This window comes from Rhizobium sp. 16-488-2b (genome assembly GCF_017741815.1).
Classification (GTDB): domain Bacteria; phylum Pseudomonadota; class Alphaproteobacteria; order Rhizobiales; family Rhizobiaceae; genus Rhizobium.
This window is the reverse complement of record NZ_JAGHMF010000003.1, coordinates 392,889-418,669: the sequence shown is the minus strand read 5'-3', so window position 1 is coordinate 418,669 and position 25,781 is coordinate 392,889. Positions and strand designations below refer to the sequence as shown.

Sequence of the window (25,781 nt, the reverse complement as noted above, 5' to 3'; positions counted from 1 at the left end):
TCACTTGCCTCCCATTTCGCGATTGGCGCGGCGGACGTTCCACACCATGATCGGCGTGACAGCCAGCATGATGATCAGTGCAATGACCGCACTTCGGCCGCTGTCGCCGCCACCGCGGAACATCCAGTTGAACATGAGATTGGCGAGAACCATCGTGTCCCACTGACCGTTGGTCATTGTGAGCACGATATCGAAGACCTTGAGCACAAGGATGGTGATCGTGGTCCAGACGACGGCGATCGTGCCCCAAACCTGCGGCACCATGATGCGCCAGAAGATCTGCCAGCCATTGGCGCCATCGATGACGGCGGCCTCGATGGTCTCTTCCGGAATGCCGCGCAGCGCCGCCGACAGGATGACCATGGCAAAGCCGGTCTGGATCCAGATGAGGATGATCATCAAGAAGAAGCTGTTCCAGAAGGGCACCGAGATCCACACCTGCGGCGTGCCGCCGAAGAGCTGGACGATGGCATTCAAGAGGCCGATCTGCGTGGCGTTGCCGCCGCGATACTCGTAGATGAACTTCCAGATGACGGAGGCGCCGACGAAGGAGATCGCCATCGGCATGAAAACGATGCTTTTCGCGATATTGCCCCACCAGATGCGGTCGGTCATGACCGCGATGACGAGGCCGAAGAAGGTGCAGGCGGCGGGAACGACGGCGAGCCACAGGATGTTGTTGAAGATCGACTGGCGGAACTCGCGGTCACCAAGGGCCCACTGGTAATTGCTGAAGCCGACGAACTCAGCCCCGGAGCGATCATAAAAGGACAGGATCACGGTCGCGACCACGGGATAGACGAGATAGACGACCAGCAGGAAGAGCGCCGGAAACAGGAACAGCCACGGCCTTATGACAGAGCGGCGGTTGAGGTTCTGCGAGGCGGCGCGAATGTCGCCGTCCTTCACCGGAAGCGCCATATCAAGGAGCTTGTTCGAGAAATAGAAATAGGCCGCGCATGCGAATACGGCGACGACCACGACCCCCAAAGCGGAAACCAGCTGCGATAGCATTCATCCCTCCCCTGATGCCTACGTCTTTTTGAAATCACGCCGCCCGATGGCCTAGCACGCTTGCAGCGGACGCAAGGGGCGGCGATGGCCGGCGCTTGTGACGGCATCCGGCCAGGCATTTTCATCCATGCCGCCCGATCAGGCGGCATGGAGATCAGGCGATGTTACTTGATGCCGTCCCAGGCGCTCTGGATTTCCTTGGCGGTATCCTGAGCGGACTTGCCGCCGACGAAATCGACCATGCCGGTCCAGAAGGCGCCGGCGCCGATCTTGCCGGGCATCAGGTCGGAACCGTCGAAGCGGAACGTCGTTGCCGTGGTCAGGATTTCGCCTTCGCGCTTCATCTGCTCGTTGGCGTAGGCGGCCGTGTTGACGCCCTTGTAGGGGGTCAGGAAGCTCGACTGCGCCATCCAGACTTCATGCGCGATCGGCGTCTTCAGGAATTCCACGAAGGCGCGAGCCGGCTTGGAGTCCTTGGCGATCGTGACCAGCGTACCAGCGCCCAGAACCGGCTTGCCGAGTTCGGGATGCGAGGCGAAGGTCGGCATGTAGAAGAAGTCGGCATCCTGGCCGAGCTTCGTGCCTTCAGGGAAGAAGGACGGGATGAAGGACGCCTGGTGGTGCATGTAGCACTTCGGCGGCACGGCGAAGAGGCCCTTCGGGCTATCGCGGAAGTCGGTCGAGGCAACAGCCTTCACGCCACCATCGACATAAGCCTCGTTCTTGGCGAACTTGCCGAACTCGTCGATGACGGAGACGACTGCGGGATCATCGAACTTTAGTTCGTTGGTGGTCCACTTGTCGTAGGCTTCCGGCGGCTGCATGCGCAGCATCAGGTCTTCGATCCAGTCGGTCGCCGGCCAGCCGGTGGCGCCACCGGAACCGAGACCGATGCACCACGGAACGCCGCCGTCCTTGACGATTTGCTCGGACAGAGCCTGCAGCTCTTCCATCGTGGTCGGGACCTTGTAGCCTGCTTCCTTGAAGTTTTCAGGCACGTACCAGACCAGCGACTTCACGTCGGCCTTGTAGGGGAAAGCGAAGAAGGCGTCCTTGCCGTCCTTGCCCTTGTAGGTGCCGTAGCCGACCCAGCTGTCGCCGGCGCCGTAATTGTCCTTGACCCACTTGGAGTTTTCATCGCCGAGCGGCGCCAGGAAGCCCTTGCTGGCGAGATCAGCCAGAAGGCCCGGCTGCGGCAGGATCGCGATGTTCGGCGGCGAACCGGCCTGCGTGTCGATGACGATCTGCTGCTCGTAGTTTTCCGAGGACGAATACTTGGCGTCGATGCCGGTCGCCTCGATGAAGTAGGCGAGAATGCTGCGGAACAGCGCCTCGTCCTCGCCGCGCCACGGACCGAAGATCGTCAGTTCCTGACCCTTCAGGTCGGCATTGGCCGCCTTGAAATCATCGTAGCTCTTCCAATTGAACTTGGCGTCCTCACCCGGCGCGAATTTCAGATCGGCCGCGGACGCGCCGCCGGCCAGAAGCGCTGCCACGGCAACGCCCATCAAAAATGACTTTTTCATGTGATCAACCTCCCATCACAATCCCAATCACGCCCCGCAACCGAAATTCCAAAGCGCTTTGACAACGAACTCATTTCACTTTCGGCACAAAAGAGTCAAGGCAATTCGCAAAACCCAGCTTTGGGCCTTTGGATATCGCAATGCAGCAACGCCTATGGGGCAATATGGAGCGATTTTTCTTGAGTCAAGCCGCGCAGCTGCTACATTGCTAAAAGCGCTTTGGATGCCATTTGGGAGACATGACCTCCAAGGCGTTGGAGGAAGTTTAACACGTGAATCTGAAACAGCTATCGGAAATGCTGGGCCTGTCCCAGACGACGGTGAGCCGTGCGCTGAACGGTTACCCCGAGGTCAACGAGGCGACACGCGAGCGCGTGCTGCGTGCCGTGCAGGAAACCGGCTATCGTCCCAACAAGGCGGCCCAACGGCTCGCGACCGGCAAGGCGGGTTCGATCGGCCTCGTCATGCCCACAGCGCCCGGGCATTATTCCGACGTGCATTTCGGCGAATTCCTGACCGGACTTGGCGAGGAAGCGGTAAGGCACGACTTTCATTTCGTGATCATGCCGGCCGACCCCGATGACGAGGTGGGCGCGCTGAGGCGGCTCGCGATCAGCGGCAATGTCGACGCGCTGTTCGTCGCCTACATGCGCGGGCACGATCCCCGGCTGCCGCTCCTGAAATCGCTCTCCATGCCGTTTCTCGTGCATGGCCGCTCGTATGGGATTGAGCCGGATTACCCCTATCTCGACATCGACAACGAGGGCGCCTTCTACGATGCGACGCGGCTGCTGCTACAGCTCGGGCACACGCGCTTCTGCTTGCTGAACGGGCCGGAGCATCTCGATTTCGCGATCCGCCGCAAGAAGGGCGTGGTCTCGGCGCTGGCCGAGCGTGGGCTTGAACTGCCGGAGAACTGCACCAGCCACATGTCGATGACCGACGAGCACGGGCAATTCGCCATGGAACGCTTTCTGCAGCTACCGGAGCCGCCGACGGCCATTCTCTGTTCCAGCACGGTGCTGGCGCTTGGTGCCATCCGCGCGGTGACGCAGGCGGGGCTGAAGCTTGGCGAGGATATATCGCTGATCGCCCATGACGACGTGCTGCCGCATCTGAAGCCGGAGAATTTCTCGGTGCCGCTCACGACGACGCGCTCATCTCTGCGCGCGGCGGGTGTCCGGATCGCCGAGCGGCTGATCGGGACCGTCAAGCAGGACGGCCCCTTCCCCGAACAGGAACTGTGGAAGACGGAACTGATCGTGCGGGCGTCGACGGGCGCGGCGCCGCGCTAAAATCAGAACTTCGGCGGCGTCTGGCCGGCGGCGCGATGCGCGGCAATCACGGTGTTGGCCATCAGCATGGCAATGGTCATCGGACCGACGCCACCGGGGACCGGAGTGATGACATCCGCGACTTCGGCGGCCTCGGCGAAAGCGACATCGCCGACGAGGCGCGTCTTGCCCTCGCCCTTTTCGGGCGCTGCGATACGGTTGATGCCGACATCGATGACGGTCGCGCCGCGCTTGACCCAATCGGCCTTGACCATCTCGGGACGGCCGACGGCGGCAACCAGAATATCGGCGTTGCGGCAAACGGCAGGCAGATCCTTGGTTCTCGAATGCGCGATGGTCACCGTGGCGTTGGCGTTGAGCAGCAGCTGCGCCATCGGCTTGCCGAACAGGTTGGAGCGGCCAACCACGACGGCGTTGAGGCCGGAAAGATCCTCGCCGTGGGTGCGGCGCACGAAGACCATCGCGCCCGCGGGCGTGCAGGAGACGAGGCCGGTCTCGAGATCGCCGACCGCCAGCTTGCCGGCGTTGACGACGTGAAGGCCATCGACATCCTTCTCGGGCAGGATCGACTGGATGATCGGCTCGGAATTCAGGTGCTTGGGGAGCGGCAGCTGCACGAGGATGCCGTGGATCGTGTCGTCGGCGTTCAGCGAGGCGACGAGCGCAGCCAGTTCTTCCTGCGTCGTCTCGAGCGGCAGCGTGTGCTGCACGGACTTGAAGCCGCATTCCTTGGCCATCTTGCTCTTGGAGCCCACATAGGCGTGGCTTGCCGGATCGTCGCCGACGATGATGACCGCGAGACCGGCCTGAACGCCGCTCTGCTTGTCCAATGCCGCAGTCGCCGCCTTCACCGTGTCGATGACCGAAGCTGCAACCTGTTTGCCGTCGATTACTGTCGCCAAGACCGTCTCCCTGCCATTACCCGCCATTCTAGTCGGCGGCATCGGGCACAATTTGCCTGTCCACGCCCTATCCTGCCTGAAACGAGAAATGCAAGAACAATCATGCCGCAGGTGGGCGACGATCAGGCCGTCGCCGCGTAGGAGCGTAAGCGATCGCGCATGGCGGCGATCTCGGCGCGCAGGATTTTCACCTCGTCCGGAGTGTCCTCTACCGAGGGCTCCGGCACGGGAGCGCGCGGAATATCGACCGATGGCTCGATCGCGGCGACGGGCTCTACATGCGCGACGTCTTTGCTCGGGTCCACGCGTCCGCGGAAGCCGGCAAGGCCGAAGGCGAGGCCGGCGAGCGCGCCGAGCGCCGGGGCGAGCCACGGGCTGCGGCCCGGTTCGATGGCCGTGACCACGGGTGCCTTGATGACCTGCACATGCGCGCCGTCGGTGCCGATGGCGCCGGTGCTCAGCTGATCTTCGAGACGCTGGCGCGCGACCGCGGATTTCTCGCGCAGTTCCGTCAGCTTGGCGAGATCGACGCCGGTATCGCGGCTTTGCGCGATCAGCGCATTGCGCTGGTCGCCAAGCTGCCTGACTGCGGCGACCGTTGATTTGACTTCGTCGGCGGCGTCGCGTGACAGCCTGCCGAGCTCCTGGCCGATGCTGGCGCGCAGGCCATCGACTTCGGCCTGTTGAGCAATCAGGCGCGGGTGCCGGGGGCCGAGGCTGGCGGCTAGCTGTGCGAGCGTCGATTTGGCAACGGCGTAGCGGCCGCGCCGATCGTCCAGCGCCGGTGAGGTGATGTCTGCGGCAAGCGTACCTGTCAGCGCGTCGTCTGCTGTCGCGGTCTTCAGCAGGTCGGCGCGCGTCTTCGCCGCCACGACCTTCTGCTGTGCGTCCTTCAAGGTCTCGTTGGCCTGCACAAGCTTCTGCTGCAGTCTGGTTGCGACCTCGACATTGCCCTCGCCGTTCTGCTTGGTGAATGCCTCGAGCTCAGCGTCGGCCACCGCGCTTGCCTTCTTCACCGCGCCGTCGTTGACGCCTGCTGCCGACACCGGATGGGCGACGGTCGAGACGAGATAGGACGCGATGCGCGCGGATTTTGCCGCACTTGCTGTCGTGACGCTGAAGCCGATCGTTCCCGATTTCGGATCGGCGGATGCGCGAATGGCGGCGGCCAGAGATGCTTCGGCGCGCGAAACAGGATCGGCGGCGGCACCGCTGGCGGACAAGAGATCGACCACGACATTGAACGCGCTGCCGCTGGCGCCGGCAAACTCGGCGTCGCGGTCGAGCTGCAATTTGGCGACGGCCATGGCGATAGTTTTCTGCGAGATCAGTGTATCATGCGCGGCGCTGACCAGCGCCTGATAGTCCTTGGTCGGGCCTTCGACGCCGAGCAGGCTTTGCGCCCGAAAGCCGGATGGCTCGCTTGGGATGAGCGTTCCGCCAAGCGCGCCCAATGCGCACAGTGCGCCGGCTGCGATCAGCGAGCGGCCGCTGCGCGGGGATGCCGGCGCTTGATGCTCGACGGCTGCGTGGGTGATGGATTCGACGTGGAATTCCTGTGCGGCCAGATCGTCGATCAGGTCGTCCATCGCTGCGTCGTCCATGGCGGCAGCGTTGACGGCGGCATCATCGATGGGCGGATTTGGCGCCGTGGCGGCATCGTTGGCTGCCTCGAGCCTTTTGCCGAGGATGGTTTCGATGCGGCTGACGAGAGGCGCCGCGGCGTCTTGCGGCGCGGGTTCCTGAGGTTCCGGCAATCGCTGCGCTTGCAGAGCTCGCTCGATCACCCGCAGCAGCTCGGCTTCCGGCACGGCCATTTCGTCTTGATAATAGCCGCTGGAAAAGCCGTTCAAGCCGGATTCATCCTTCGGCTGGGATGGCCATGAATGGGTGGGACGTCTCGAATGATTTTCGCGCATCACCAAGTCTCGTGCATGGAACGATCGAACCCATCGCAGTCGCGTGTGGTTAATCGAGCCTAAACAGGCTTGGCAAACAAAAGGTTAATTTTCGCTCAATCTCGACGTGTATCGCCCATTTCCGAGCGCTTCATGATCACCTTGCGGCGGCTGAACCGGTACTTGGCGACGTGATAGAGAAAGACCGGGATGCCCAGCGCATAGCGGCGCCAGAGACGGCCGGGCTCCTGGACGAGCCTGTAGGCCCATTCCAGGCGCATCGACCGCACCAGCTTCGGCGCGCGCGGCACCGAGCCGGAGACGAAATCGAACAGGGCGCCGACGGTGAGCACCAGCCGCGCGTGATCGGCGCGAATGTGCTTGTGCGCCCATTTTTCCTGCAAGGGCGTGCCCATGCCGACGATGATGATGTCGAGATCCTGCGCCGCGATCTCGGCGACGACGGCGGACGGATCGTTCTTGTCGAAGAAGCCATCGGAGATGACGACGAATTCATGCCAGGGCGCATGCCTGCGGAAATTGGATGCCGCGCGCTCGACCACGGCACGGGTTCCGCCGATCAGGCCGATGCGGCGCGGCTGCTCCATGAAGGTCAGCAGCGCAGGCACGAAATCGGTGCCGTTCAGATTGGCAGGGAAAGGCGATCCGTGCGCGATCTGCGAAGCGATGTTGAGGCCGATGCCATCGGGCAGCACGAGGTTCTGCGAGAGAATGTCGCGATACTCTTCGTCGCGCAGCGCCAGGAGCATGTTGTGCGCGTTGACGAAGGAGATCGACGTCTGGCCGACGGGCATGGACAGGAGTTCGTTGATGAAGACGAGCGCGTCATCCCAGCCGAGATCGCAGACGGGCAGATCGAAAATGGCGCGACGCGAAGCGAGGACCGCGAAATTCGCGATCAGATTCATGCCCGCTTCCTGACGATAATGCTTCATGGCTCGGAGATCCCGGTAACACTGAGGTCTGCCTGGGATCAGGCGCCGGCTTCCAAATCTGGAATGCGGCGCGCATGTCGGCCCATCACGGGACGGTATAACAGGGCTCCCTCAAACAACCTTTAGGAAAACCGGTCGACTTTGCGTAGCGATATCAGGGATTTGTTAACCATCGTGGATGGCTGGTCGCGGTGATGAGATCACCGCGACGACAAGCGGGTGTCAACCGCCGGCGGCTGGGTCCTTGACGGGCTCTGGCGGCACGACGTTGACAGGCTTGCCGGTCTTTTTCGGCTGGCCGGAGGCGTTGGCGGCGACGTCTTCCTTGGAGAGATAGTCGAGCTGCTCCAGCAGCACCTGGTCGATATATTCGCCGCCCAGATGCGTGTTGAGGTCTTTCTTGATCATGTCGCGGAAGGCGTTCGGATCGAAAGACTTCATGTTAGCGATGTCGACCATCTTGTTGCCGACGAGCAGCGAGAAGAGTTCGTCGGTGGTCATCTCGGTGAGCGGCAGGGTCGCGCCCTTCAGCATGTCCTTCTTGACCATAAAGGACACTTTTCCAAGGAAATAGCCGCTGACAGCGCCGTCGTGGACGAGCGGAATGGTGATAGACTCGCCCTTTACAAGCTCGACAAGGCTCTGCTTCGACTGATCGGGGGCGGGCGCCGGCGCCGTTGCCAAATGCACCGACATATAGACCGCCGCCAGCGTGATCACGCAGACCCAGACGCCTGTAAGAACGAGTTTAATCATCAGTGTTCACGCGCCAGGAACTGTTCCTGGGAATAGGTGCCGTCGGCATCCGCATCCTGAACCGCGTTCTTCAGGAGATCGGCGACGGTACGCACGGCTTCGAGATGAGCCTCGACGCGACGGGCGTTGAGCGCCAGCTTTTCCTTCAGGCCATGCAGCTGCTCGAGGTGGGAGGCTGCGAGTTCCTTGGGGTCCGTATCGCTGAAGAGCATCGACAGCTCATAGAGGCAGCGGCTCTTGTGGGCATTCGACACCTTGAGATCGAACTGCGGATCGCTGCCGATACGCGTGTTCTCGTTGTCGATGATCATTTCCAGGCGTCCAAGAACCGATTTGATACGGTATTCGTTCGAGATTATTTCCATTGTTCTCCTCGATTCCCTTAGGCGTCGTTTGCGGACTTGTTGTCCGTCGATGTCACGCCAAATGTCTGGCGCTGAATTTCATTGATCATGCTGACCGCGGCATTGCGGTCATCCTGGTCGGTAGAGGCGTTGACGACCCTGCCTTCCTGTTTCTTCAAGGCATCGTGATAGAGCTGCTTGGCAACGCCGATGCCATCGCCCTTGGCGATGGTGTTGCCGAGCTGTTCGGCCATCATGCCCTTCCAGATATCGCCCGTGGCGCCCTTGCCGTAGACGTCTTCGCTTTCGTTGGGCAGCATGTTCTTGATGAAGTTCTGAAGCACCATCGCTTCGAACTTGCGATAGGTCTCGGGAATTTCTTCCGTCTTGCCGGTGCGATTCTGGACGTCGCTGAGGCCTGCCTTGTTGGAGGCGCGGTCGAGAATATCCACCGCCGAGGTGAAGCCCTTGCCCGCTTCGGCAAGGCTGTTGGCCGCGAAAGCAGCCTGGTTTGCCTTCAGTTTTTCCTGAGCGGCCTGAACCTCCATGGGGTCGGCCGCCTTGACAACATCCAGCACCAGATCACTCGGGGGTGAAATCGCCACGTCATAATCCTCTAAATTTCAGATCGAGGCGATTATGAGTTTTGAAGCTTGCTGGAGGCTGGTGTACCGTATTTTTGATCGATGATATCATAGACCGCGTTGTCATCGGCCTCGCGGCGCTCGTCTTCGAGCGCTTCACGCATGCCGTCTTCGAGACGGTCTCCCTTGGCGCGCTCCTGCTGAACGCGCATCTGGTGAACTTCCTGCATGCCGTTCAGCTGCTTGTCCTTGATGCCAAGCCGGTTGAAACGATCGGCATAACCTTGCGAGAATGCGTGATGCACCGGGTCCATCGAGCCGAGCGCATGAATGACGCTGTCCATCTCCTCGCTGACCTCGGCGCGCTGGCGCGTCGTTTCGGCGAGATCGAACTCCGCCATCTGTTCGAGATGGCGCTGGACGGCGACGAGGCGTTTGAGCTTATCCGAGCGCGTCTTTTCCGCCATCCGCCTACTGCCCCATAAACACGGCGGTGAAGGACTGGCCGAACTGGCTGATCATCGCCGCGACGGCGAAGTAGAACAGGAAGAGGCCACCGAACAGCAGGTAAGGCGTGGAGATGAAGTAGACCGGGATCTGCGGCGCCAGCTTGTTGATGAAGCCGATCGCGACGTTGAACAGCAAGCCGTAGATCAGAAAAGGGCTTGCCAGCCGCAGCATGATGAATGTCGTGGTCGACAGCGTGTCGGTGAACGAGATAAGCGTCGCCCGCATCTGCATGGCGCCGCCAAACGGCATCGATGTGTAGGAATCGATCAGGGCCCTGAAGACGATGTGGTGGAAGTCCATCATGAAGAGAATCATCATACCGGCGAAGATGATGAAGCCCGAGATGGCGCTCTCCTGGCCGTCTTCGAAGATATCGGCGGCGCTCGGCTGGGTATAGCCGATCATCATGGCGGCGATGTTGGCGGCGAACTGGAGGCCCAGCGTATAGAGGCGGGCCAGCATTCCGAACATCACGCCGATCAGCGATTCGCTGAAGATGAAGCCGATATAGGTGGCGTTCGAGGTGCGGACGGCCGGATAGACCGTGTCCCAGAGCACCGGCATGATCGCCAGAGACAGCGCGCCGGCGATGAAGACCCGCAAGACCGAAGGGATACGCGCCGAGGAAAAACCCGGCATTGTAAGCACACAGCCACCGATCCTGCAGAAGATCAGAAAGAGCGCCAACACGGTCCCTTGCGGGTCAGTTATCATGAAATAGAGCCTAGAATCTTTATCTCGATGCCCTTTGCCAGTTCCACATGCGAGAGAACCGGGAGCGTGGCGAACAGGCGTTCGATGATCATGCGCACATAGGACCGTGTTTCCGGCGAGGTGACAAGGGCGAAAGGCAGGCCGCGATCCATGAATTCACGGATAACTTTGCTCGCCTGCTCGCTGAACTCTTCGAGCATGCGCGGATCGATGTCGAATTCGACGACTTCGCCCTTGTTGTCGCGCTTCAGCGCCTGGTGGAAGGCGAGGTCCCACTTGCTGCCGAGGCGAAGCACGCGAAGCACGCCATTATCGGCAAGGTCGCCGCAGAGCTGCTGCGCCATGCGCACGCGAACATGTTCGACGATCTGCTCGGTCTTGCGGACATGCGGGGCAAGTTCGGCCACGGCTTCGAGAATGAGATGCAGGTTGCGGATCGAGACGCGCTCGGCAAGCAGCAGCTTCAGCACGGCCTGCAGACCCGAATAGGACATGTGCGAGGAGCAGATCTCGTCTGCTAGCTTCTTGTACTCGGGATCGAGACGGTCGATCAGGACCTTCAGATCCTTGTAGGAGAGAAGCGCCGGCAGGTTGTTGCGGATGACTTCGCTCATGTGCGTCAGGACGACGGAGACGTTGTCGATCGGCTGGAAGCCTTCGCGCTTCAGATCTTCGGTGAAGGCCTCGAGGACGGAGACTGCAGGCATGCCGAAGGCCGGTTCGCGGATCTCATCGCCAGGCACGCGAGGCTTGCGGCCGGAGCCGGTGACGACGAGGACTTCGCCGACACGCAGCTCGTTGGAGGCGACCGTCGTGCCGTGGATGCGGATCTGGTAGGACTTCTCGGTGATGGCGATATCGTCGGTGACCTTGATTTCCGGAACGACGAAGCCGTACTGGGTCGCGAACTTCTTGCGCATCTTGCCGACGCGGAATGCGAGTTCCTGGTGGGCGCCGAGAAGGCGCGAGGAGACCATCTTGCCAAGTGCCAGCTCGATTTCCGAGGTGCGCAGCACGGACTTGACCGAGTCCTTCTCCAGTTCCTTGTTCTCGACGACCTTCTTTTCTTCCTGCTCGCGCAGAATCTTGTTCTCCGCATCGATCTGGCGCGGGATGAACCAGGCGCCGAAGGCGAGAACGCCACCGAGGAACATGAACGGGATGAACGGCAGGCCGGGCATGAGACCAAGCACGATCATCAGCACGGCGGAGACCGACAGCGCGCGCGGATAGCCACTCAGCTGATCGACGACGGCCTTGTCGGTGGAGCCGACGGTGCCGCCGCGCGAAACGAGAAGGCCGGCGGCCAGCGAAATGATGAGGGCCGGCATCTGCGATACCAGACCGTCGCCGACGGAGAGCTTGACGAAAACGTCGGCCGCTTCGCCGATCGGCATGCCGTGGCGGAAGTAGCCGATGATGATGCCGCCGAAGACGTTGATGGCGGTGATCAGGAGGCCGGCGATGGCGTCGCCGCGCACGAACTTGGACGCACCGTCCATAGCACCGAAGAAGGAGCTTTCCTCTTCGAGTTCCTTACGGCGGCGCTGCGCCTCGCGCTCGTCGATGATACCGGCCGAGAGATCGGCGTCGATCGACATCTGCTTGCCGGGGATGGCGTCGAGGGTGAAGCGGGCGCCGACTTCCGCGATACGCGTGGCGCCCTTGGTGATGACGATGAAGTTGATGGTGATCAGGATCAGGAAGACGATCAGACCGATCACGAAGTCGCCCGACATCACAAGGCTCGCGAAGCCGGCGATGACGCCGCCCGCCGCATCGTGGCCTTCATTGCCGTGCGAGAGAATGACGCGGGTCGTCGCGATGTTCAGCGATAGGCGCGTCATCGTGGCGATCAGCAGAATAGTCGGGAAGGACGAGAATTCGAGCGGCTTCTGGATCCACAGCGCCACCATCAGGATCAGCACGGACAGCGCGATCGAGAACGCCAGGCCCATATCGATGAGGAATGGCGGGATCGGCAGGAAGAGCACGCAGATGATGACGACAATGCCAAGGGCAAAGCCAACGTCACGCAGGCTGGGGCCGGCTTTCGGAAGGGGGAGTGCGGGTGGTTGCGCCATATCGATTCCGTCTCGTCATGAGATGTACGGGCATGATGCCCAGAATTCGGATCGATAGTTAAATGGCGAAGCTTGCGCGAGGGTGGCTCAGAAGCCGGATTGGATGCGCGAGAAGACGAGATTGGTGAAGATCGAAATCTGCGAGCCGACAAAGGGAGCAGAGATGCCGATCGTCACCAGAACCGCGACGATCTTCGGGACGAAGGTGAGCGTTGCTTCCTGGACCTGGGTCAGCGCCTGGAACAGCGCGATGACGAGACCGACGATCATCGCCGCGGCCACGGCCGGCCCGGCGGAAACGAGAACCGTCCAGATCGCCGCCTGGAACAGATCGAGTGCGTCAGCTTCATTCATCCAGGCAACCTCATATCGCCTTTCGGTCCGTCCGCAACCCGGCCGGACCGTCGTTCAGTTTATTGTCGTTCAGTCTTTTTTCGATCAGCTGCCGGTCGTGGTCGAAGCCGGTGCCTTATCAGCGACAGTGATTCCCGCCTGTACAAGAATACTCTTTCCGTCGGTGGTCGTCGCGATAATTCCGTCGGAATACACTTTTACGGAATCGACGGTGCCGGCGACGGTGCCATCGGCGCTGGTCATGTACTTGCCGACATAGCTGCTGGCCTGCGTCAGGCTCGAGCTCGCCAAAAGCGTGTCCAGCTTTGTATTGGTCTGGATCGTCTGCTCGACCTGCGAAAAGCTGGCGAGCTGCGCCATCTGCTGGCTGGCATCGACAGGTTCCGTCGGATCCTGGTTCTTCATCTGGGCGATGAGGAGCTGCAGGAAGTTGTCGTAGTTGAGCGTCGCCTTCTGCTGAGCCGTAGACGTCGTCGATGAGGTGTTCTGCGTCGTTGTCGCGGAACCGGTAGCGCCTACCGCCATGGTGCGATCTCCTTGCGAATCTGCTCAACCATTGCAGGGTGCATTTCCTGGTTGTTCAGAATGTTGTCTTCGATAACATAGAGACCGCGGATGGCCTTCAGGGCGTCGAAGGCGCGGCCGGTCGAAACCAGACCGTCGATGCGCTTCAGCTCGGCCAGAACTTCCTCGTTCTTGAAGCAGGTCAGAAGCATCGTCACCGACTTGCGGAACATCGCCGTCGACTGCTCCTTGCCCTCAGGGTTGATCAGGATCATCTGCGCGATGAAGTAGAGCTGACGCAGAGGCGTGGTCGCGTCTTCCGGCTGGAGAACGTGGTTTTCGAGAAGGAAGGTGACATCATTCAGGAATTCCAACGCGACCTTACGGTCGACGCGCAAAACCGCACCGTTGATGAAGATCTTTTCCCCGGCTTTTAGCGAGATACGAAGCGTGCTTTTCATTTAAGTCCATCCCTGATGATGGTGGTAACGTCAATAATGCCCTGAAAGTTGGTCGACTGCCGTTTCCGGATTCGGTCGCTTTCTTTCAAGATCCAAATGGCGATCGAGATCAGATTGGCGCGCAACTGAACTTCGAGCTGATTGTCCGGATGCTTGAGGTCTTCGATAAAGCTCACCCAAACGCGTCGGGTGTAAAACAATGCATCGATAGCCTCACGGCCATACTTCTCTTTGTCGCGTGCAATCGCCAGTAGCTCGATGGAACGGTCGAGAACTTGACGTTCCCGCTCCTTGGCATCGGCCACCGAGTCTTGCATGACCTCGGCGTAAGAGAACTGATACATTCATGCATCCTTCTTTGTACTTGTACTTCTACCGCTGATCATCAGAGGTAGTTCACGAGGCTCAACTGCTGAATTTTTGAAACGATCGTGTATGCGGTTTCGAGCTGCGTCTGCAGGGTGTTGACCAGTGTGGACGCTTCCGACTGATCGACGCCCTGAAGGTCGACAAGCTTGTTCTGAATGATGCTGGACTGCGCATCGAGGGCGTCGTTGGCCTTCGTGACGCGCTCCTGGGACAGACCGAGCTGGCTCGCCTGCGTGACGATGCCGGTCGTGCCCTGCGCAGCGTAGCCGATTGCCTTCGACGTGGTCATGGCCAGTGCGTCGCCACTGAGGCCGGTGCCGGCCAGCGCCGAAACGGTGATCGACGCGAGCGCGAAGTAACGCATGCCTTCGGAATTCGAATTGGTCGACGAGGTGACGGTCTCGGAGTTGCTGATCCGGCTCGTCATGTTCTGGTTGGATGCGCTCGACCAGTCGGCCCATGCCGGCGGCGTCACGTAGGCGAGCGGCGGCGTGGGCGTACCGACGCCAACCGGCGGGAACGGCAGCGGCGTCGAGGTGGCGTTCAGCGTATCCTGCGAGAACATCGGCTCGACGAAGTTGGAGATGAACGTGTCCATCTCGTCGCCGGTCAGTTCGGACTTGGTCTTGCCGAGGCTGCTTGCCCAGGCATCGAGGTTGGTCTGGATCGCGGTGGTCGCGGCGTCGGTCTGGTCGGTCAGCGGCTGGATGTCGGTGTTGATGCCGGAGAAAAGGTATTCGCCGTTGAGCATCGAGTTGCCGGTGTCCATCAGCGAAGATAGCGCGTCGCCCGCTGACTGCATCGCAACTGTGATGCTGGTGTTGTCCTGGCTGCCCTGCAGCGCGGTCAGTTTCGAGACGAGCGCATCGCCCGCCGTCTTCATGCTGGTCAGACCGAGCTGAGATGCTTCGAGACGGCCCGATACAACCGAGTTGCTGCCCTTCAGCGCCTGGATGCGCGTGACCTCTGCGCTGAAATTCACGCTCTTGGCTGCACCCGAGCCTAGCGAGGCGCCGATGTCGGCGTAGACGCCGGTCGTGGCTTCAAGCGAGGATTTCACAAGCTGGGTCTGCGACTGGCGAATGGTCAGCCGCATCGCGTTTTGAATGGCCGAACTCGAAATAAATGAACTTTTCATGGGCTTACCTCGCAATGTCCAGCAGCGACTGGTACATCTCGTTGACGGCGTTCAATATCTTCGTGGCCGCCTTGTAAGACTGCTCAATATCAAGCAGCAGTGTCAGTTCCTCGTCAAGGTTGACGCCTGTCTCATTTGAGTACGCTTCGGTTGAGCGAGAGAGGGCAGCGGTTGTATTTTCCGATGCCGTCGTGGCGTCGCTTCGCAACTGTTCGAGCCAGCCAACCGAGTTCTGCGCGTAGCTGATGACGCTGACATTCGAGGAGATGCCGGCATCCGATGAGAACGTCTGCGCCGAACCCAGCGCGGTGTACAGGTCGTCGAGGTTATCGGAGAAACCGCTCGCGCCTTCCGTGTTGAGGTTGGTCAATCCTGTGATGGAGCCGTCGCGCAGCTTCATCGGATCGCCACCCTGACTGGTGATTACCGCTGTGTTTACCGTAATCGTACCTGCGATGCCGTTGATGACATCCGGGGTCGTCGGCGTATCGCCGTCGAGGCCGGTCGAGGTCTTCCAAACGAAGAGACCCGGCTCGGTCGTCGTGCCATCGGTTTCGGAGAACATCGTCACCAGCGACTTTGCAATCTCGTCGAGTTGCGACTGGAAGGTCGGAGCGACGTCGTCGCGGATCTGCAGCAGGGACTGAAGGCTGCCCTGAGCAGTGGTGGTCGACCCCTGCCCGCTTGTGAGCGCCACGCCGTCGATATAGACGCCGTTGCCTTTCGTGCCCGTCGTATAGGTGTCCTGGGAAACGAAAGTGACCGTGCGCGGAATGGTGTCGAAGACAACCGTTCCGTCATTGGTGTAGAGCGCCATGTCGCCATTGGCGCGATCGGCGGTCTTGACGCCGACGATCGAGGAAATCTGCTTCAGCAGCTTGTCACGCTCATCAAGTGCGTCGGCCGGGTTGCCGCCGCTGGCGGTCGCGCCCTTGACGGCGTCGTTGGCGGTCTTGAACTGCGCCAACAGCGTGTTCAGCGTATCGACCTGGGTCGCGATCTCCTTGTCCGCGTTCTGGCGGATAAGCTGGACCGACTTGGTCGCGTCGTTCAACGAGTTGGTGACATCCTGCGCGGCGGTGACCGCGCTCTGCGCGGCAATCGCGCTGCTCGGCGACGTGCGGAAAGCCTGAAGCTTCTGCTGGAAGGTCGAGAGATAGGTGGCCGGCGACGTTTCATAGTCGTTGCCGCCGAGCACCGACTTCAGGTCGGTGAGGCCGCTCAGCAAGGTCTGCTGAGCGCTATCGCCTGCGCTTGCCTTCAGCCACTGCCGCATCAGGGCATCTTCTTGCGCCCTGCTGATCTTCACAACCTGCGCACCATTCAGCGAAGTCGTGACCATCGCCTGACGGCGAACGTAATCGCTGTTGCTGGAGTTCGAGATATTGTTCGATACGACACTGCTCTGCGTGCCGGTATTGTTGAATATGCTCTGCGCGGTATTCAGTGCGGACGTAAGCGACATAGCTAACCCGTTACCCTACTTATCTTTTGAGGTTGACGAGGACGTCCATGATGTCGGACCCCGTCTGGAACACCTTGGAATTGGCAGTGTAGCTGCGCTGCGATTCGATCATTTCCGTCAGTTCGCCGGCGAGGTCGACGTTCGAGCTTTCGATCGCACCCGACTGGATGGAGCCGAAGCCGTTGGTCTGCGGGAAGCCGGTGACCGTAACGCCCGAGGTGCCGTTGGCGCTGTATACGTTACCGCTCATGAGCGTCATGTTGTCGGGGCTTGCCACGGTTGCCAGCGGAATGCGGTAGAGCGCCTTCGACGTGCCGTCGGCATACTTCGCCGAAACCGTGCCGTCCTTGCCGATCGATACGCTGTCGACCGGGCTCGCGGCCTGACCGTTCGGCGTGCCCTTGCCGGAGAAATCGGAAGCAAGCTGCGTGAAGCCGGAAAGATCCATCTGGATCTGGCCCGTCGTTACCGGATCGTCGATCAGAAGCGAGTTGCCGGAAACAAGGTTGCCCTCGGCGTCGAATTCCATCGTACCGCCGCCGACGGCGTCCGTCGAATAGGGGAAGGACGTCGTGCTACCGACCGTCGCGTCGGCGTGGCGGTAAACCGAGACTTCCCAGGTGCTGGCTGCGCCCGTTGCAGGCGGTGGCACGGTAGCGTCGGTCTTCGTGAAGTAGAAATCGTACTGGACGGTGTTGCCGAGCTTGTCATAGCCGACCATCGAGATCTGCTTTGTGTCCGTTGTCACCGGAGCGGTGTTGCTGCTCGGCAGGTTACCGGTCGCGATTTCGGCGCCAGAATTGAGGTTGCCGGAGAAGGTGCCGGCGGTCGAGGCGATCGCCGTCAGCCCTGACTGGGCGACGTTGACCGGGACCAGGCCGGAGAAGCCGTTAACGACGACAGCAGGCGCGCCCGAATCGTAGGAATAGCCCATCAACTTGAAGCCGGCGGAGTTGACGAGGTTGCCCTCATCGTCCTTGGTGAAATCGCCGGCGCGGGTCAGGACCGGAACGCCATCCGGGCTCTGAACGATGAAGAAGCCGTCGCCTGAGATGGCGAGGTCGTAGCCCGAGGTCGTGTAGGAGATATCGCCCTGCGCGGAGACAGACTGGCGAACCGAGGTCTGTACGCCACCAGAGTTATAGTTGCCCGAGCTCGAAGGCAGGACAAGCGACGAAAAGGCGGTCGATACCGACTTGTAGCCTGTCGTGTTTACGTTGGCGATGTTGTCGGCCACGGTGCTGAGGCGGTTCGCCTGTGCGTTCATGCCGGACACAGCCGTCTTCATGCTGCCGAAAATGCTCATCTGAAAACCTCGATTCCCTTAGTAGGCTTGAGAGTATCCGGTGGGCCTTGCGTGAAGCTGTCTGGCAATTGCGTGATCGGAGAAAGATCGAAGCCTAGACCGCCGCGCCCACCGAGGACGCCAAAAAACTATTCCCAATCAATGCAGTAGCCGAGGAAGCGCTTGGAATCGACGGGGTCGACGCCGAGCTTCTTGCGGAGCTTTTTGCGAAGCTTGGAAATGTGGCTTTCAACGACGTTCTCTTCGACTTCCTCGTCGAAAATTCCGTAGATGGCATTGAAGATCTGGGTCTTGGTGACGCGACGACCGCGGTTGGCAATCAAGTATTCGAGGATGCGGCGCTCGCGGCGCGGCAGTGCGAAGACTTCGCCGTGGATCTCGGGATCGCGACCGTCGGAGAAGACGCGGATGGCGCCGATGTCCGTGTGGGTGGAAATCGCCTTGAGGCGGCGGCGGATGGCCGCTGCGCGTGCAAGGATTTCGCGCGGGTGAACCGGCTTGCGAACAACGTCGTCAACGCCGCAATCAAAAAGTGCAAGGGTGTTTTCGAGCGAGGGCTGGTCGCTGACCGCGATGACTGGCGCCATCGACCGATCGCGAATAGCGCGCGGCAGCTCGAACGTCTGCTGGCCCTGGCCAATCAGAAACGCCTCGACCGCCGCGATATCCGAATCGGCAGCCGTCTGCACCCACTCTCCAAACTCGTTTGGATCAAAACCGGTCGAAGGAATACCTTCTCGACCAAAAAGGGAAGTGTAGCCATCCTTCACGAGCTCACGCTCATCAACCACTACGATCATTCGTCCGCCTCCGAATCACTTGTGGCACATCGATGACCTATGGGTACGAATCGCACGATTCTGGGACAAGCTGTAGGAACTCATGGGCGGAAATTAATAGTTGATTAAGAATTGCCCCCCGATTTGCTCTACATTTAGTGGGTAGGCAAAATTATGCACACAAAAGTTTCGTGGAAAAGTTAACATGTCCTAAATTGTGACTTGCCTTGCCACATTGGCCCGAATTCTTGCCATATTATGACACATTTCCGGTTTGTTCTTTTTTCGCTATCTTTGGGCGAGTTAGCCGCGGCAGAAATTGCTCGCATTGGGAGTCCATTTCCCATAGCCCGTGGCGACCAGATTGGCGATGACGCGGCAGACATATTGCTTCTGCGCGGGGTCATTATTGGGGCCGGCGTGGTAGCGGGCCACCGCCATGGTCCAGGTCTCGTGGCGATCGTGCAAGTTCTTCAGGAACCGTGCGGCGTATTCCACGTTCGTGCGGGGGTCGAACATCTCCTCCAAGGAGCGAAAATTCTCCCCGTGGTAGAACTGGTTGATCTGCATGCAGCCCACGTCGATCAGCTTCGCGCCCGACCTGTGAGCCGTATCCACCTGCCTCAGCGCATCGCGTTCCGAGGGCGGAAAGAAGGGCTTGCCCTCTATGTTCAAGGCATAGGGATAGAGCGAGCCCTTGCGGCCCGTTTCCGTCAATCCGACGGAGTAAAGGATGCCCTCGGGGATACCGTACTTCAGCGCGGCCGACTGGATCTCCTGCTCGCAGGCGCCATCGGACGCCCGCGCGTCAGAGGTATACGTCGCCAGTGCCGCCGCTGCCAGAGGAGCCAGAAGAAGCGCTCGTAGCGTCGCTCTCACCTGTAACATTGAAGCCCCCTGCACTGCGCTGCCCCGTTTGTTTCTGACGCTCACGCGCCTCGCCGCCCTGCCCCTGGGCAGAGCCCTGCTGCGAGCCGCTCTGGGCGTTCGTCTGGCTGCTGGTATCGGTGTTGGCCACGGGCGCCATGCTGACGCTCACGCCGTCAATGGCGTAGCCCTGGCTGCGCAGAGACTCCAGCATCTTCGTGTGGTCTTCTCTCAGCTGCCGGTAGGCGGCTGCTGTCTCGACCTTGAGGTCGACATTCAGCGTATCGCCCTGCAGCCGCAGCGTCGCGGTGACGAGGCCGAGATCGATGGGATTCATCTGGATCTTGAGCGTGTTGACGACCTTGCCGGTGCTGCTGAGCTCAGCAGCGTTCGACAGGGACGACGACGCCTGCATGGCATGCGCCCATTCCTTGTCGCCGGCGATCGCCGCCGTCACGGCCGCGGAGTTCGTATTCTGCGCCAGGCCGATATAGCGGCGGGAATCGAGGATCGTGACCGTCTCGACGTTCGCCTTTCCGCCAACGTCGGCCGCATCCTTCTCGATGCCGAGATGCATGTCCATGGACGTGCCACGGCTGTCTGCACGCGTCAGCCGGAAGGTCTGACCAACCGTATCACCGGCCGGGGTCGCGCCAGGCATATCCACGTCGGACGCGGCGTCGGTGGCCGAGGTCAAGGCGCTGGCAACATCAGCGACGGCGTCACCCTTGGTCTTCTGCTTGCCGGAAGACTTGTCCTTGGCGTCAGTGGGCGCGGTATCCTGCGCCTTCTGTCCGAACAATGCCGCAGCGGCGACCGATGCGCTATCGACAGGCGCGTTTCCGAGCATGCTCAGGACGTCAGAGACAGCACTGTCGTCGGCCGCTCCGGGCTTGGCCTCGGTCTTGACCGGTTTGCCTGTCTTGTCGTCCTTGGATGTCGGCGCGGCGATCTTGTCGGCAACGTCTTCGGCCGCACCATCGACCTTTGTATCGTCAATCTGCTTGCGCAGCGACTTGATATCGACCCGGCCCGTCTTTTGAACGTCCTTGCCGGCATTGGCCGCCGTCGCATCGGCTTCCGCCTGCGCCAGTGCGGCCGAGTTGCCGAGATCGATCACAGCCTTCGGGTTCTGCCGGTGCGGCGCCGAGCCAACGGCGCCATTGCCGCCATCGGCAGTGCCCGACGGCTGCTGGCCATCGGCCTTGGCGCCCTGGTTGCGATCGGAATTGGCGTTGGCTTTGTTCAGGACGTCCGAGAAACCGCCGCTGCCGTCCGTATCCGAACCCTTGCCGGCGGGCCGGCTGGCCTTGGCGCCGGCGGCGGCATCTGCGGCTCCGGCCGGAACGCTGATATCCATCATGTCAATTGCTTTCTTTGTTCAAAAGGCCGTCGATCTCATCCAGCTGAGAGCGGCTTGAGGTCACAAATGAGCTGAATGCGGGGTCGGTGTTCTGTAGATCAGCTGACTGCGATCCGGCCGCCGGTGCGGCGTCGAAAACCGCCCCCTCTCCGGCCGATCCTCCCCCGGCCGTCTGTTCAGAACTGGCTTCTTGACCATCTGGTGTATTAGCAGAGCCTTGCGTCAGGCTTGCAGCGTCTGGTTGTCGGAGCACCTGCTCAGCCACTGAGCGCGCGGCAGCCCGCAGTATCTGGTCGCGCGGCGAAAGCGCCTTGTCGGCGATCGTCGAAATATCGCGAGCGGCGGTATCGATCTTGTCCGTCGGGATCGCGGCCATGCCGCCGTAGAAATCGGCCAGTGCGCCGAAGGCGTTGTTGTTATCACCCGACAATGCCTGCGCGCGGCCGGCGGCCATGCGGGCGAGTTCGCCCTTGCCCGCGATCGCGGCGGCGCGCGCGATTCGCAGGTAGATTTCCCGCTGACGCGCGTCATCCATGAAGGACAGGATGCCGATGACGTCATCCGGCTTCACATCATGATCGTGATCGACAAGCAGCTTCACGAAGAGATCGGCGAACTGGCTGGCATAGGGCGAATGGAGGAAGCGACGGATATAGCGCTGGGAATATTCCATCCCCTGATCCACCATCCCCTTATCGACGCAGATCGCGACCGAGCGACGCAGGGCGGCTTCCTCGATGATGGTACCGGGCGCATTGAGACGCGCAAGATCGTAAAGCTTCAGCGCCTCTTCCGGGCTCTTGGCAATCGTGACATTGCCGCCGACGAGCGCTAGATAGGGGCCGATCTTCTTGTCCTTGTACTCCTGCGCCATGTCCACCAGTGTCTTGGCGACGAGGAGGCCCTTGCCGCTCAGATACTTGCGCAGGATGTCGGTCACGCGGTTGTCGAAGTAGCCATTGACATCGCGCGCCACCAGATACTCGAGCGTCTGCGGATTGCCGCCGCTCATGGCGTAGATCAATGCGGCATCGACGTTGCGATCGTCATCGAACACCGCGGGATCGACAGCGCGCAGGCGCTTGTCGATGGTGCCGAGCATGAAGCGCTGCATCTCACTGGCGGAATGGTCTCCAAGCACGACGGAATCCTGCACGAACTGCAGGGAGCGCAGCATCTTGTAGGGTACGGTGTCGCCGCCATCGTCCTGCGGCGTAACAGGCAGCGCCTCGGCCGTGGATGTTGCAGCGCCATGCGCGGCAGCAGGGGCTTCCGCTGCGGCAGGTGCAGGCGTCTCGCCATGCCCTGCCGACGTCTCGCCATGTCCGGTGGCCGGCGTCTCGGCATGGGCGGCGGGCGGCGCGGCGTCTTCCGCGCGCACGACGCCAGTCGCCGTCAGCGCAAGGCTGAAAGCGAGGGGCAGGAGATGCCTGTGCTGCCGGCGCTTCATGGATTATCCCTGATCGGCCTGGAGAAGAATTTCGATACGGCGGTTGGAGGCGTCATACGGATCTGCAGCATCCTTGAGCTTGCGATCAGCGAAGCCGGAGACCTGGGAGACGCGCTTCTCATCGAGCCCGCCGCGCACCATCATGTAATAGGCGGCCTGGGCACGATCCATCGAAAGGCGCCAGTTCTCGTTCTCGCCCTTGTACTGACGGCCGTCGGTATGTCCGCGAATGGCAACGACACCATTCTTCTCCTTCAGCACCTCGCCGATCTTCTGCATCGCAAGCACCATTTCCCGGCGCGGCACGGCGGAGCCGACGTTGAACATGGAATCGTCGCTCTGGTCGGAAATGCTGACCAATAGGCCACCTTCGGCAGGCGTCACCGTCAGGCCTTCGGCCAGCTTGCCGGCGATACCGCCGATCTGCTGGGCGATCTGCTGCTGGAGATCCTTGGCTTCCTGCTGCTGCTCGACAGCCTTTTGCTCAGCGGTCTGCGTGTCAGGCGCGATGCCATCCTTGTCCGCGGTCTTGTCCTTCGTCTTGTCGGTGGCCTTGTCCGCCGCTTCCGGCTTCTCGGCGTCAGCCGGCTTGGCCTCGGCCTGCTCAGCCTTCGCGTCTTCGGCCTTGGCGAGCTCGATCGCCTGCTTGGCGGGATCGTCCGGCTGCGTCTTGTCGGCGCGCGTCACCTCGATCTGCTTCGTCCAGAAATCGGGATCGAAAGGATCGCGATAGGCTTCACCGCCATCGGCGCCGGTCGCGGGGCCGGAATCAGCGGCACCGCCCTCGCCCTTGGCGCTGACGTTTGCCTGCTGGCCTACTTCCTGGGCGATTTCAGCCAGAACCGAATAGGGGTTCTCGAAGAAGTCCGCTTCGGAATAGTTCTTCTGGTCGCCTGAAGTCGAGGTTTCATCCTCGCCGCTGGCAGCGGACGCGCCCTGGTTCGGCTGGTCCTCTTTTTCCTTCGACTTGTCGGCCTTCTCCTGCCCATCCGCCTGATCGACCGGCTTCTTCAAGCCCTTCTCGGTTGGCTTTTCGTCCGAGAGCTTGATCGGGTTGAAATAGGTGGCGACGGAGGCCTTGGTCTCCTCGTTGGCGGCATTGACCAGCCACATGACGAGGAAGAACGCCATCAGCGCAGTCATGAAGTCGGCATAGGCGATTTTCCAGGCGCCACCATGGGCGCCATCGTGATCGCCACCACCATGTCGCTTGATGATGATGACCTCGTTCTTGCCGTGATGGTGATTTTCGCTGTCGCTCATTCCAGGACTTTCTTGACGCTCGCCGCCCAGGCAGACATGCGGGTTACGAGTACCGAGTCATCAAACTCGGCGATCAGGTCGATATCGTCGTTCTCGTGGTGGCGCAGCAGATCTGCCTTCTCGCCAAGTTCGTTCTTCAAGATGTTGAAAAGCGCTTCCGGACCCTTGACCGTGATCGTGCCGGTCTCGCCCTCAAGAACCGCATCGCGAAGCTGCGCGGCCAGTTCGACGGCGGCCTTTTCGGCCAGCGCTTCGGTTAGGACGGGCGCCAGCGTGCGGGCGACCGTTGCGCTGACGAGATCCGCGACCTCGGTGGAGATCGCCTTGATCCGCGAAGCGACAAGCTCGGCGATCTCGGTCTCGTACTTGTTGCGAAGCTCTTCAATCTCGCGCTGGTGAACGAGGGCCACGGTCTGCGCCTCGGCCTCGAATTTCTCGGTGAGTTCGGCGGTCGCCTTGGCCTCGCCCATGGCGTTTGCGTCGCGGCGTTCCGCCTCGATATCCACCACGGGCTCGGGTGCGATGTCGTCGAAACCGCCGAAATCGTCGGCAAACGGCGTATCAACCGCGGCGGGGGGAGCGACGACGGCGGGTTCGCCGAAGTCCTTCAGACGAGACAGCAGCGCGCTCACTCAACCCACCTCGTATCAGCAGAAGCCTGCGACATGCCGCGCCTCACATTGCACCAAACAAATCTTTCGCGCGGTTTTTCACCACGCCCGTTGTCCCTCACCCTAGGAGGCCAAACTTGTGCGAAGATGAAGGGCGCCGCCACGCAGCGCTCGACAGCGGCCCGCGATTACTGCAGCAGAACGAGGACCTTGCTGGCAACCGTATTAAGGATGGAGACGGCCTGCACGCCCATCTTCTGCTGGGTCTCCAGCGCCTTCTGGCGCACGGAGGCTTCATCCATATCCGTATCGACGAGCGCACCGACATTCTTCTCGATGATATCGGCCATGTTGGCGGTGTAGTCGATGCGGTCGTTGATGCGGGCGCTCATGGTGCCGAGGCCGGCCGCGGTCGTGGTCAAAGTCGAGAGAAGATTATCGACAACAGCCATCATGTCATTGACCTGCTCTGTCGTGGTGTTGCTGCCGAGCTTGATCTCGTCGCCATCGGCGCCGGTGACCGATCCAGCACTCAGAAGATAGTAGTTGCGCGGGGCGGTCGAACCGGTGTTGTTCAAGCTGCTGGCATCGACGGTCTTGGTCAGCAGGCCACGATTGGCGTTGTTGGTGTCGATCATGACGGTCTGGTCGGCCGGGAAGGTGATGTTCTGCGGCTGGTACTCGCCGCTCGGTGCGCGCGTAAAGCCGCCGATCACCGAACGCGAGGTGGTCAGGGTCGGATCCTGGTTGAGCAGCCAGTTTTCGCCGGCGATGCTCGTCGACTGAACCGTCGTCTGCATCTGTACCTTGAGCTGCTCCAGCGTGGTGTTAAGCTTCTCCTTGTCGACACCATCTTCCTTGGCGCTGACAAGCGTCGAGCGGATGCTGCTCAGCTGATCAATAAGACTGTCCATCGCGGTATAGGCGGTATCGACCTTCGAGGCGCCGACGCCGAGCGCATCGTGAATGTTGCTCATGGAGCTGCCGTCGGAGCGCAGGACGCTGGCAAAGGACCAATAGGTCGCGTCATCCGCTGCCGTTTCCACGCGCATACCCGATGATACCTGCTGCTGGGTCGTCGCTGCTTCCTTGTTGATGATGCGCAATGCGGCGAGAGCGTTTACCTGTGCGGAGCTGGTGATTCGATAGGTCATTTTGGGAGCTCTATGGTAGAGGAGAGGATAGACCGGACCGCCGGCAGCGACAGACGTGGCATCATGCCGCCAACCGGTTTTTTTTTCGATCGGCTCGTCGCTAAACAAATCAAT

The 25,781-nt window shown here is 61.0% G+C and carries 26 protein-coding genes; 1 reads left to right on the top strand and 25 read right to left on the bottom strand.

The window, feature by feature from the left end:
* Both J5286_RS03695 and J5286_RS03690 read right to left on the bottom strand, forming a co-directional pair.
* A complete protein-coding gene (locus tag J5286_RS03695; protein ID WP_112979870.1) occupies positions 1-1,014 on the bottom strand; it encodes a carbohydrate ABC transporter permease in 1,014 nt (337 codons plus the stop codon).
* A gap of 164 nt (positions 1,015-1,178) precedes the next feature.
* On the bottom strand, positions 1,179-2,540 hold the full coding sequence (locus J5286_RS03690; protein ID WP_209189189.1) for an ABC transporter substrate-binding protein: 1,362 nt from the start codon (positions 2,538-2,540) through the stop codon (positions 1,179-1,181).
* 272 nt (positions 2,541-2,812) lie between these two features.
* Here J5286_RS03690 and J5286_RS03685 point away from each other — a divergent pair, with 272 nt between their 5' ends.
* Complete coding sequence (locus tag J5286_RS03685; protein WP_209189188.1) at positions 2,813-3,835, top strand: LacI family DNA-binding transcriptional regulator; 1,023 nt, start codon at positions 2,813-2,815, stop codon at positions 3,833-3,835.
* A 2-nt stretch (positions 3,836-3,837) separates the two neighbouring features.
* On the opposite strand, the gene folD is transcribed toward J5286_RS03685, so the two are convergent.
* The 23 genes from folD to J5286_RS03570 all read right to left on the bottom strand — a co-directional run bounded on the left by folD (position 3,838) and on the right by J5286_RS03570 (position 25,667).
* Positions 3,838-4,737, bottom strand: coding sequence for a bifunctional methylenetetrahydrofolate dehydrogenase/methenyltetrahydrofolate cyclohydrolase FolD (gene folD, locus J5286_RS03680; protein WP_209189187.1), 900 nt, complete (start codon positions 4,735-4,737; stop codon positions 3,838-3,840).
* 122 nt (positions 4,738-4,859) lie between these two features.
* Positions 4,860-6,590 (bottom strand): GumC domain-containing protein, encoded by a 1,731-nt coding sequence (locus J5286_RS03675; protein ID WP_209189186.1) that lies wholly within the window; start codon positions 6,588-6,590, stop codon positions 4,860-4,862.
* A 161-nt stretch (positions 6,591-6,751) separates the two neighbouring features.
* Positions 6,752-7,564, bottom strand: coding sequence for a WecB/TagA/CpsF family glycosyltransferase (locus tag J5286_RS03670; protein WP_209189185.1), 813 nt, complete (start codon positions 7,562-7,564; stop codon positions 6,752-6,754).
* Between the two features lie 249 nt (positions 7,565-7,813).
* Positions 7,814-8,347 (bottom strand): hypothetical protein, encoded by a 534-nt coding sequence (locus tag J5286_RS03665; protein ID WP_209189184.1) that lies wholly within the window; start codon positions 8,345-8,347, stop codon positions 7,814-7,816.
* Positions 8,347-8,712, bottom strand: coding sequence for a hypothetical protein (locus J5286_RS03660; RefSeq protein ID WP_018898457.1), 366 nt, complete (start codon positions 8,710-8,712; stop codon positions 8,347-8,349). The genes J5286_RS03665 and J5286_RS03660 overlap by 1 nt, the downstream gene beginning before the upstream one ends.
* A 17-nt stretch (positions 8,713-8,729) precedes the next feature.
* Entirely contained in the window at positions 8,730-9,296 is a 567-nt protein-coding gene (locus J5286_RS03655) for a rod-binding protein (RefSeq protein WP_209189183.1), read from the bottom strand.
* Positions 9,297-9,328: 32 nt separating this feature from the next.
* Positions 9,329-9,742 (bottom strand): hypothetical protein, encoded by a 414-nt coding sequence (locus J5286_RS03650; protein WP_047507454.1) that lies wholly within the window; start codon positions 9,740-9,742, stop codon positions 9,329-9,331.
* A gap of 4 nt (positions 9,743-9,746) precedes the next feature.
* A complete protein-coding gene (gene fliR, locus J5286_RS03645; RefSeq protein WP_209189182.1) occupies positions 9,747-10,499 on the bottom strand; it encodes a flagellar biosynthetic protein FliR in 753 nt (250 codons plus the stop codon).
* A complete protein-coding gene (gene flhA / locus J5286_RS03640; RefSeq protein WP_047507451.1) occupies positions 10,496-12,583 on the bottom strand; it encodes a flagellar biosynthesis protein FlhA in 2,088 nt (695 codons plus the stop codon). The genes fliR and flhA overlap by 4 nt, the downstream gene beginning before the upstream one ends.
* An 87-nt stretch (positions 12,584-12,670) precedes the next feature.
* The gene (gene fliQ, locus J5286_RS03635; RefSeq protein ID WP_018898452.1) at positions 12,671-12,937 is read right to left on the bottom strand and encodes a flagellar biosynthesis protein FliQ; all 267 of its coding nucleotides are present in this window, start codon (positions 12,935-12,937) and stop codon (positions 12,671-12,673) included.
* Between the two features lie 84 nt (positions 12,938-13,021).
* Positions 13,022-13,462 (bottom strand): flagellar hook assembly protein FlgD, encoded by a 441-nt coding sequence (flgD, locus tag J5286_RS03630; RefSeq protein ID WP_209189181.1) that lies wholly within the window; start codon positions 13,460-13,462, stop codon positions 13,022-13,024.
* The gene (flbT, locus tag J5286_RS03625) at positions 13,453-13,902 is read right to left on the bottom strand and encodes a flagellar biosynthesis repressor FlbT (protein WP_209189180.1); all 450 of its coding nucleotides are present in this window, start codon (positions 13,900-13,902) and stop codon (positions 13,453-13,455) included. Before flbT ends, flgD begins: the two co-directional genes overlap by 10 nt.
* The gene (gene flaF / locus J5286_RS03620; RefSeq protein WP_112429030.1) at positions 13,899-14,246 is read right to left on the bottom strand and encodes a flagellar biosynthesis regulator FlaF; all 348 of its coding nucleotides are present in this window, start codon (positions 14,244-14,246) and stop codon (positions 13,899-13,901) included. The genes flbT and flaF overlap by 4 nt, the downstream gene beginning before the upstream one ends.
* Positions 14,247-14,287: 41 nt before the next feature.
* Positions 14,288-15,409 carry a flagellar hook-associated family protein gene (locus J5286_RS03615; protein ID WP_209189179.1) on the bottom strand — a complete coding sequence of 374 codons (1,122 nt, stop codon included), beginning with the start codon at positions 15,407-15,409 and terminating at the stop codon, positions 14,288-14,290.
* 4 nt (positions 15,410-15,413) lie between these two features.
* The gene (gene flgK / locus J5286_RS03610; protein WP_209189178.1) at positions 15,414-16,874 is read right to left on the bottom strand and encodes a flagellar hook-associated protein FlgK; all 1,461 of its coding nucleotides are present in this window, start codon (positions 16,872-16,874) and stop codon (positions 15,414-15,416) included.
* Between the two features lie 19 nt (positions 16,875-16,893).
* On the bottom strand, positions 16,894-18,180 hold the full coding sequence (locus J5286_RS03605) for a flagellar hook protein FlgE (RefSeq protein ID WP_209189177.1): 1,287 nt from the start codon (positions 18,178-18,180) through the stop codon (positions 16,894-16,896).
* A gap of 128 nt (positions 18,181-18,308) precedes the next feature.
* The gene (rem, locus tag J5286_RS03600) at positions 18,309-18,980 is read right to left on the bottom strand and encodes a transcriptional activator Rem (RefSeq protein ID WP_018898445.1); all 672 of its coding nucleotides are present in this window, start codon (positions 18,978-18,980) and stop codon (positions 18,309-18,311) included.
* Positions 18,981-19,262: 282 nt separating this feature from the next.
* Positions 19,263-19,847, bottom strand: coding sequence for a lytic transglycosylase domain-containing protein (locus J5286_RS03595; protein WP_047507442.1), 585 nt, complete (start codon positions 19,845-19,847; stop codon positions 19,263-19,265).
* Positions 19,768-21,189 (bottom strand): flagellar hook-length control protein FliK, encoded by a 1,422-nt coding sequence (gene fliK, locus J5286_RS03590; RefSeq protein WP_209189176.1) that lies wholly within the window; start codon positions 21,187-21,189, stop codon positions 19,768-19,770. Before fliK ends, J5286_RS03595 begins: the two co-directional genes overlap by 80 nt.
* Position 21,190: 1 nt before the next feature.
* Positions 21,191-22,639, bottom strand: a complete 1,449-nt coding sequence (gene motC / locus J5286_RS03585; protein WP_209189175.1) for a chemotaxis protein MotC — start codon at positions 22,637-22,639, stop codon at positions 21,191-21,193.
* A 3-nt stretch (positions 22,640-22,642) separates the two neighbouring features.
* Positions 22,643-23,902 (bottom strand): MotB family protein, encoded by a 1,260-nt coding sequence (locus J5286_RS03580; protein ID WP_209189174.1) that lies wholly within the window; start codon positions 23,900-23,902, stop codon positions 22,643-22,645.
* A complete protein-coding gene (locus J5286_RS03575) occupies positions 23,899-24,534 on the bottom strand; it encodes a hypothetical protein (RefSeq protein ID WP_209189173.1) in 636 nt (211 codons plus the stop codon). Before J5286_RS03575 ends, J5286_RS03580 begins: the two co-directional genes overlap by 4 nt.
* 167 nt (positions 24,535-24,701) lie before the next feature.
* Positions 24,702-25,667: a flagellin N-terminal helical domain-containing protein gene (locus J5286_RS03570; RefSeq protein WP_209189172.1), complete on the bottom strand. Its 966-nt coding sequence runs from the start codon at positions 25,665-25,667 to the stop codon at positions 24,702-24,704.
* Between the last annotated feature and the right edge of the window lie 114 nt (positions 25,668-25,781).

What these genes read in the sequence shown, in the direction of transcription:
- J5286_RS03695 (WP_112979870.1), bottom strand. Translation starts at nt 1,014, where the DNA reads ATGCTATCGCAGCTGGTTTCCGCTTTGGGGGTCGTGGTCGTCGCCGTA.
- J5286_RS03690 (WP_209189189.1), bottom strand. Translation starts at nt 2,540, where the DNA reads ATGAAAAAGTCATTTTTGATGGGCGTTGCCGTGGCAGCGCTTCTGGCC.
- J5286_RS03670 (WP_209189185.1), bottom strand. Translation starts at nt 7,564, where the DNA reads ATGAATCTGATCGCGAATTTCGCGGTCCTCGCTTCGCGTCGCGCCATT.
- J5286_RS03665 (WP_209189184.1), bottom strand. Translation starts at nt 8,347, where the DNA reads ATGATTAAACTCGTTCTTACAGGCGTCTGGGTCTGCGTGATCACGCTG.
- J5286_RS03660 (WP_018898457.1), bottom strand. Translation starts at nt 8,712, where the DNA reads ATGGAAATAATCTCGAACGAATACCGTATCAAATCGGTTCTTGGACGC.
- J5286_RS03650 (WP_047507454.1), bottom strand. Translation starts at nt 9,742, where the DNA reads ATGGCGGAAAAGACGCGCTCGGATAAGCTCAAACGCCTCGTCGCCGTC.
- fliR (WP_209189182.1), bottom strand. Translation starts at nt 10,499, where the DNA reads ATGATAACTGACCCGCAAGGGACCGTGTTGGCGCTCTTTCTGATCTTC.
- flhA (WP_047507451.1), bottom strand. Translation starts at nt 12,583, where the DNA reads ATGGCGCAACCACCCGCACTCCCCCTTCCGAAAGCCGGCCCCAGCCTG.
- fliQ (WP_018898452.1), bottom strand. Translation starts at nt 12,937, where the DNA reads ATGAATGAAGCTGACGCACTCGATCTGTTCCAGGCGGCGATCTGGACG.
- flgD (WP_209189181.1), bottom strand. Translation starts at nt 13,462, where the DNA reads ATGGCGGTAGGCGCTACCGGTTCCGCGACAACGACGCAGAACACCTCA.
- flbT (WP_209189180.1), bottom strand. Translation starts at nt 13,902, where the DNA reads ATGAAAAGCACGCTTCGTATCTCGCTAAAAGCCGGGGAAAAGATCTTC.
- flaF (WP_112429030.1), bottom strand. Translation starts at nt 14,246, where the DNA reads ATGTATCAGTTCTCTTACGCCGAGGTCATGCAAGACTCGGTGGCCGAT.
- J5286_RS03615 (WP_209189179.1), bottom strand. Translation starts at nt 15,409, where the DNA reads ATGAAAAGTTCATTTATTTCGAGTTCGGCCATTCAAAACGCGATGCGG.
- flgK (WP_209189178.1), bottom strand. Translation starts at nt 16,874, where the DNA reads ATGTCGCTTACGTCCGCACTGAATACCGCGCAGAGCATATTCAACAAT.
- J5286_RS03605 (WP_209189177.1), bottom strand. Translation starts at nt 18,180, where the DNA reads ATGAGCATTTTCGGCAGCATGAAGACGGCTGTGTCCGGCATGAACGCA.
- rem (WP_018898445.1), bottom strand. Translation starts at nt 18,980, where the DNA reads ATGATCGTAGTGGTTGATGAGCGTGAGCTCGTGAAGGATGGCTACACT.
- J5286_RS03595 (WP_047507442.1), bottom strand. Translation starts at nt 19,847, where the DNA reads ATGTTACAGGTGAGAGCGACGCTACGAGCGCTTCTTCTGGCTCCTCTG.
- fliK (WP_209189176.1), bottom strand. Translation starts at nt 21,189, where the DNA reads ATGATGGATATCAGCGTTCCGGCCGGAGCCGCAGATGCCGCCGCCGGC.
- motC (WP_209189175.1), bottom strand. Translation starts at nt 22,639, where the DNA reads ATGAAGCGCCGGCAGCACAGGCATCTCCTGCCCCTCGCTTTCAGCCTT.
- J5286_RS03580 (WP_209189174.1), bottom strand. Translation starts at nt 23,902, where the DNA reads ATGAGCGACAGCGAAAATCACCATCACGGCAAGAACGAGGTCATCATC.
- J5286_RS03570 (WP_209189172.1), bottom strand. Translation starts at nt 25,667, where the DNA reads ATGACCTATCGAATCACCAGCTCCGCACAGGTAAACGCTCTCGCCGCA.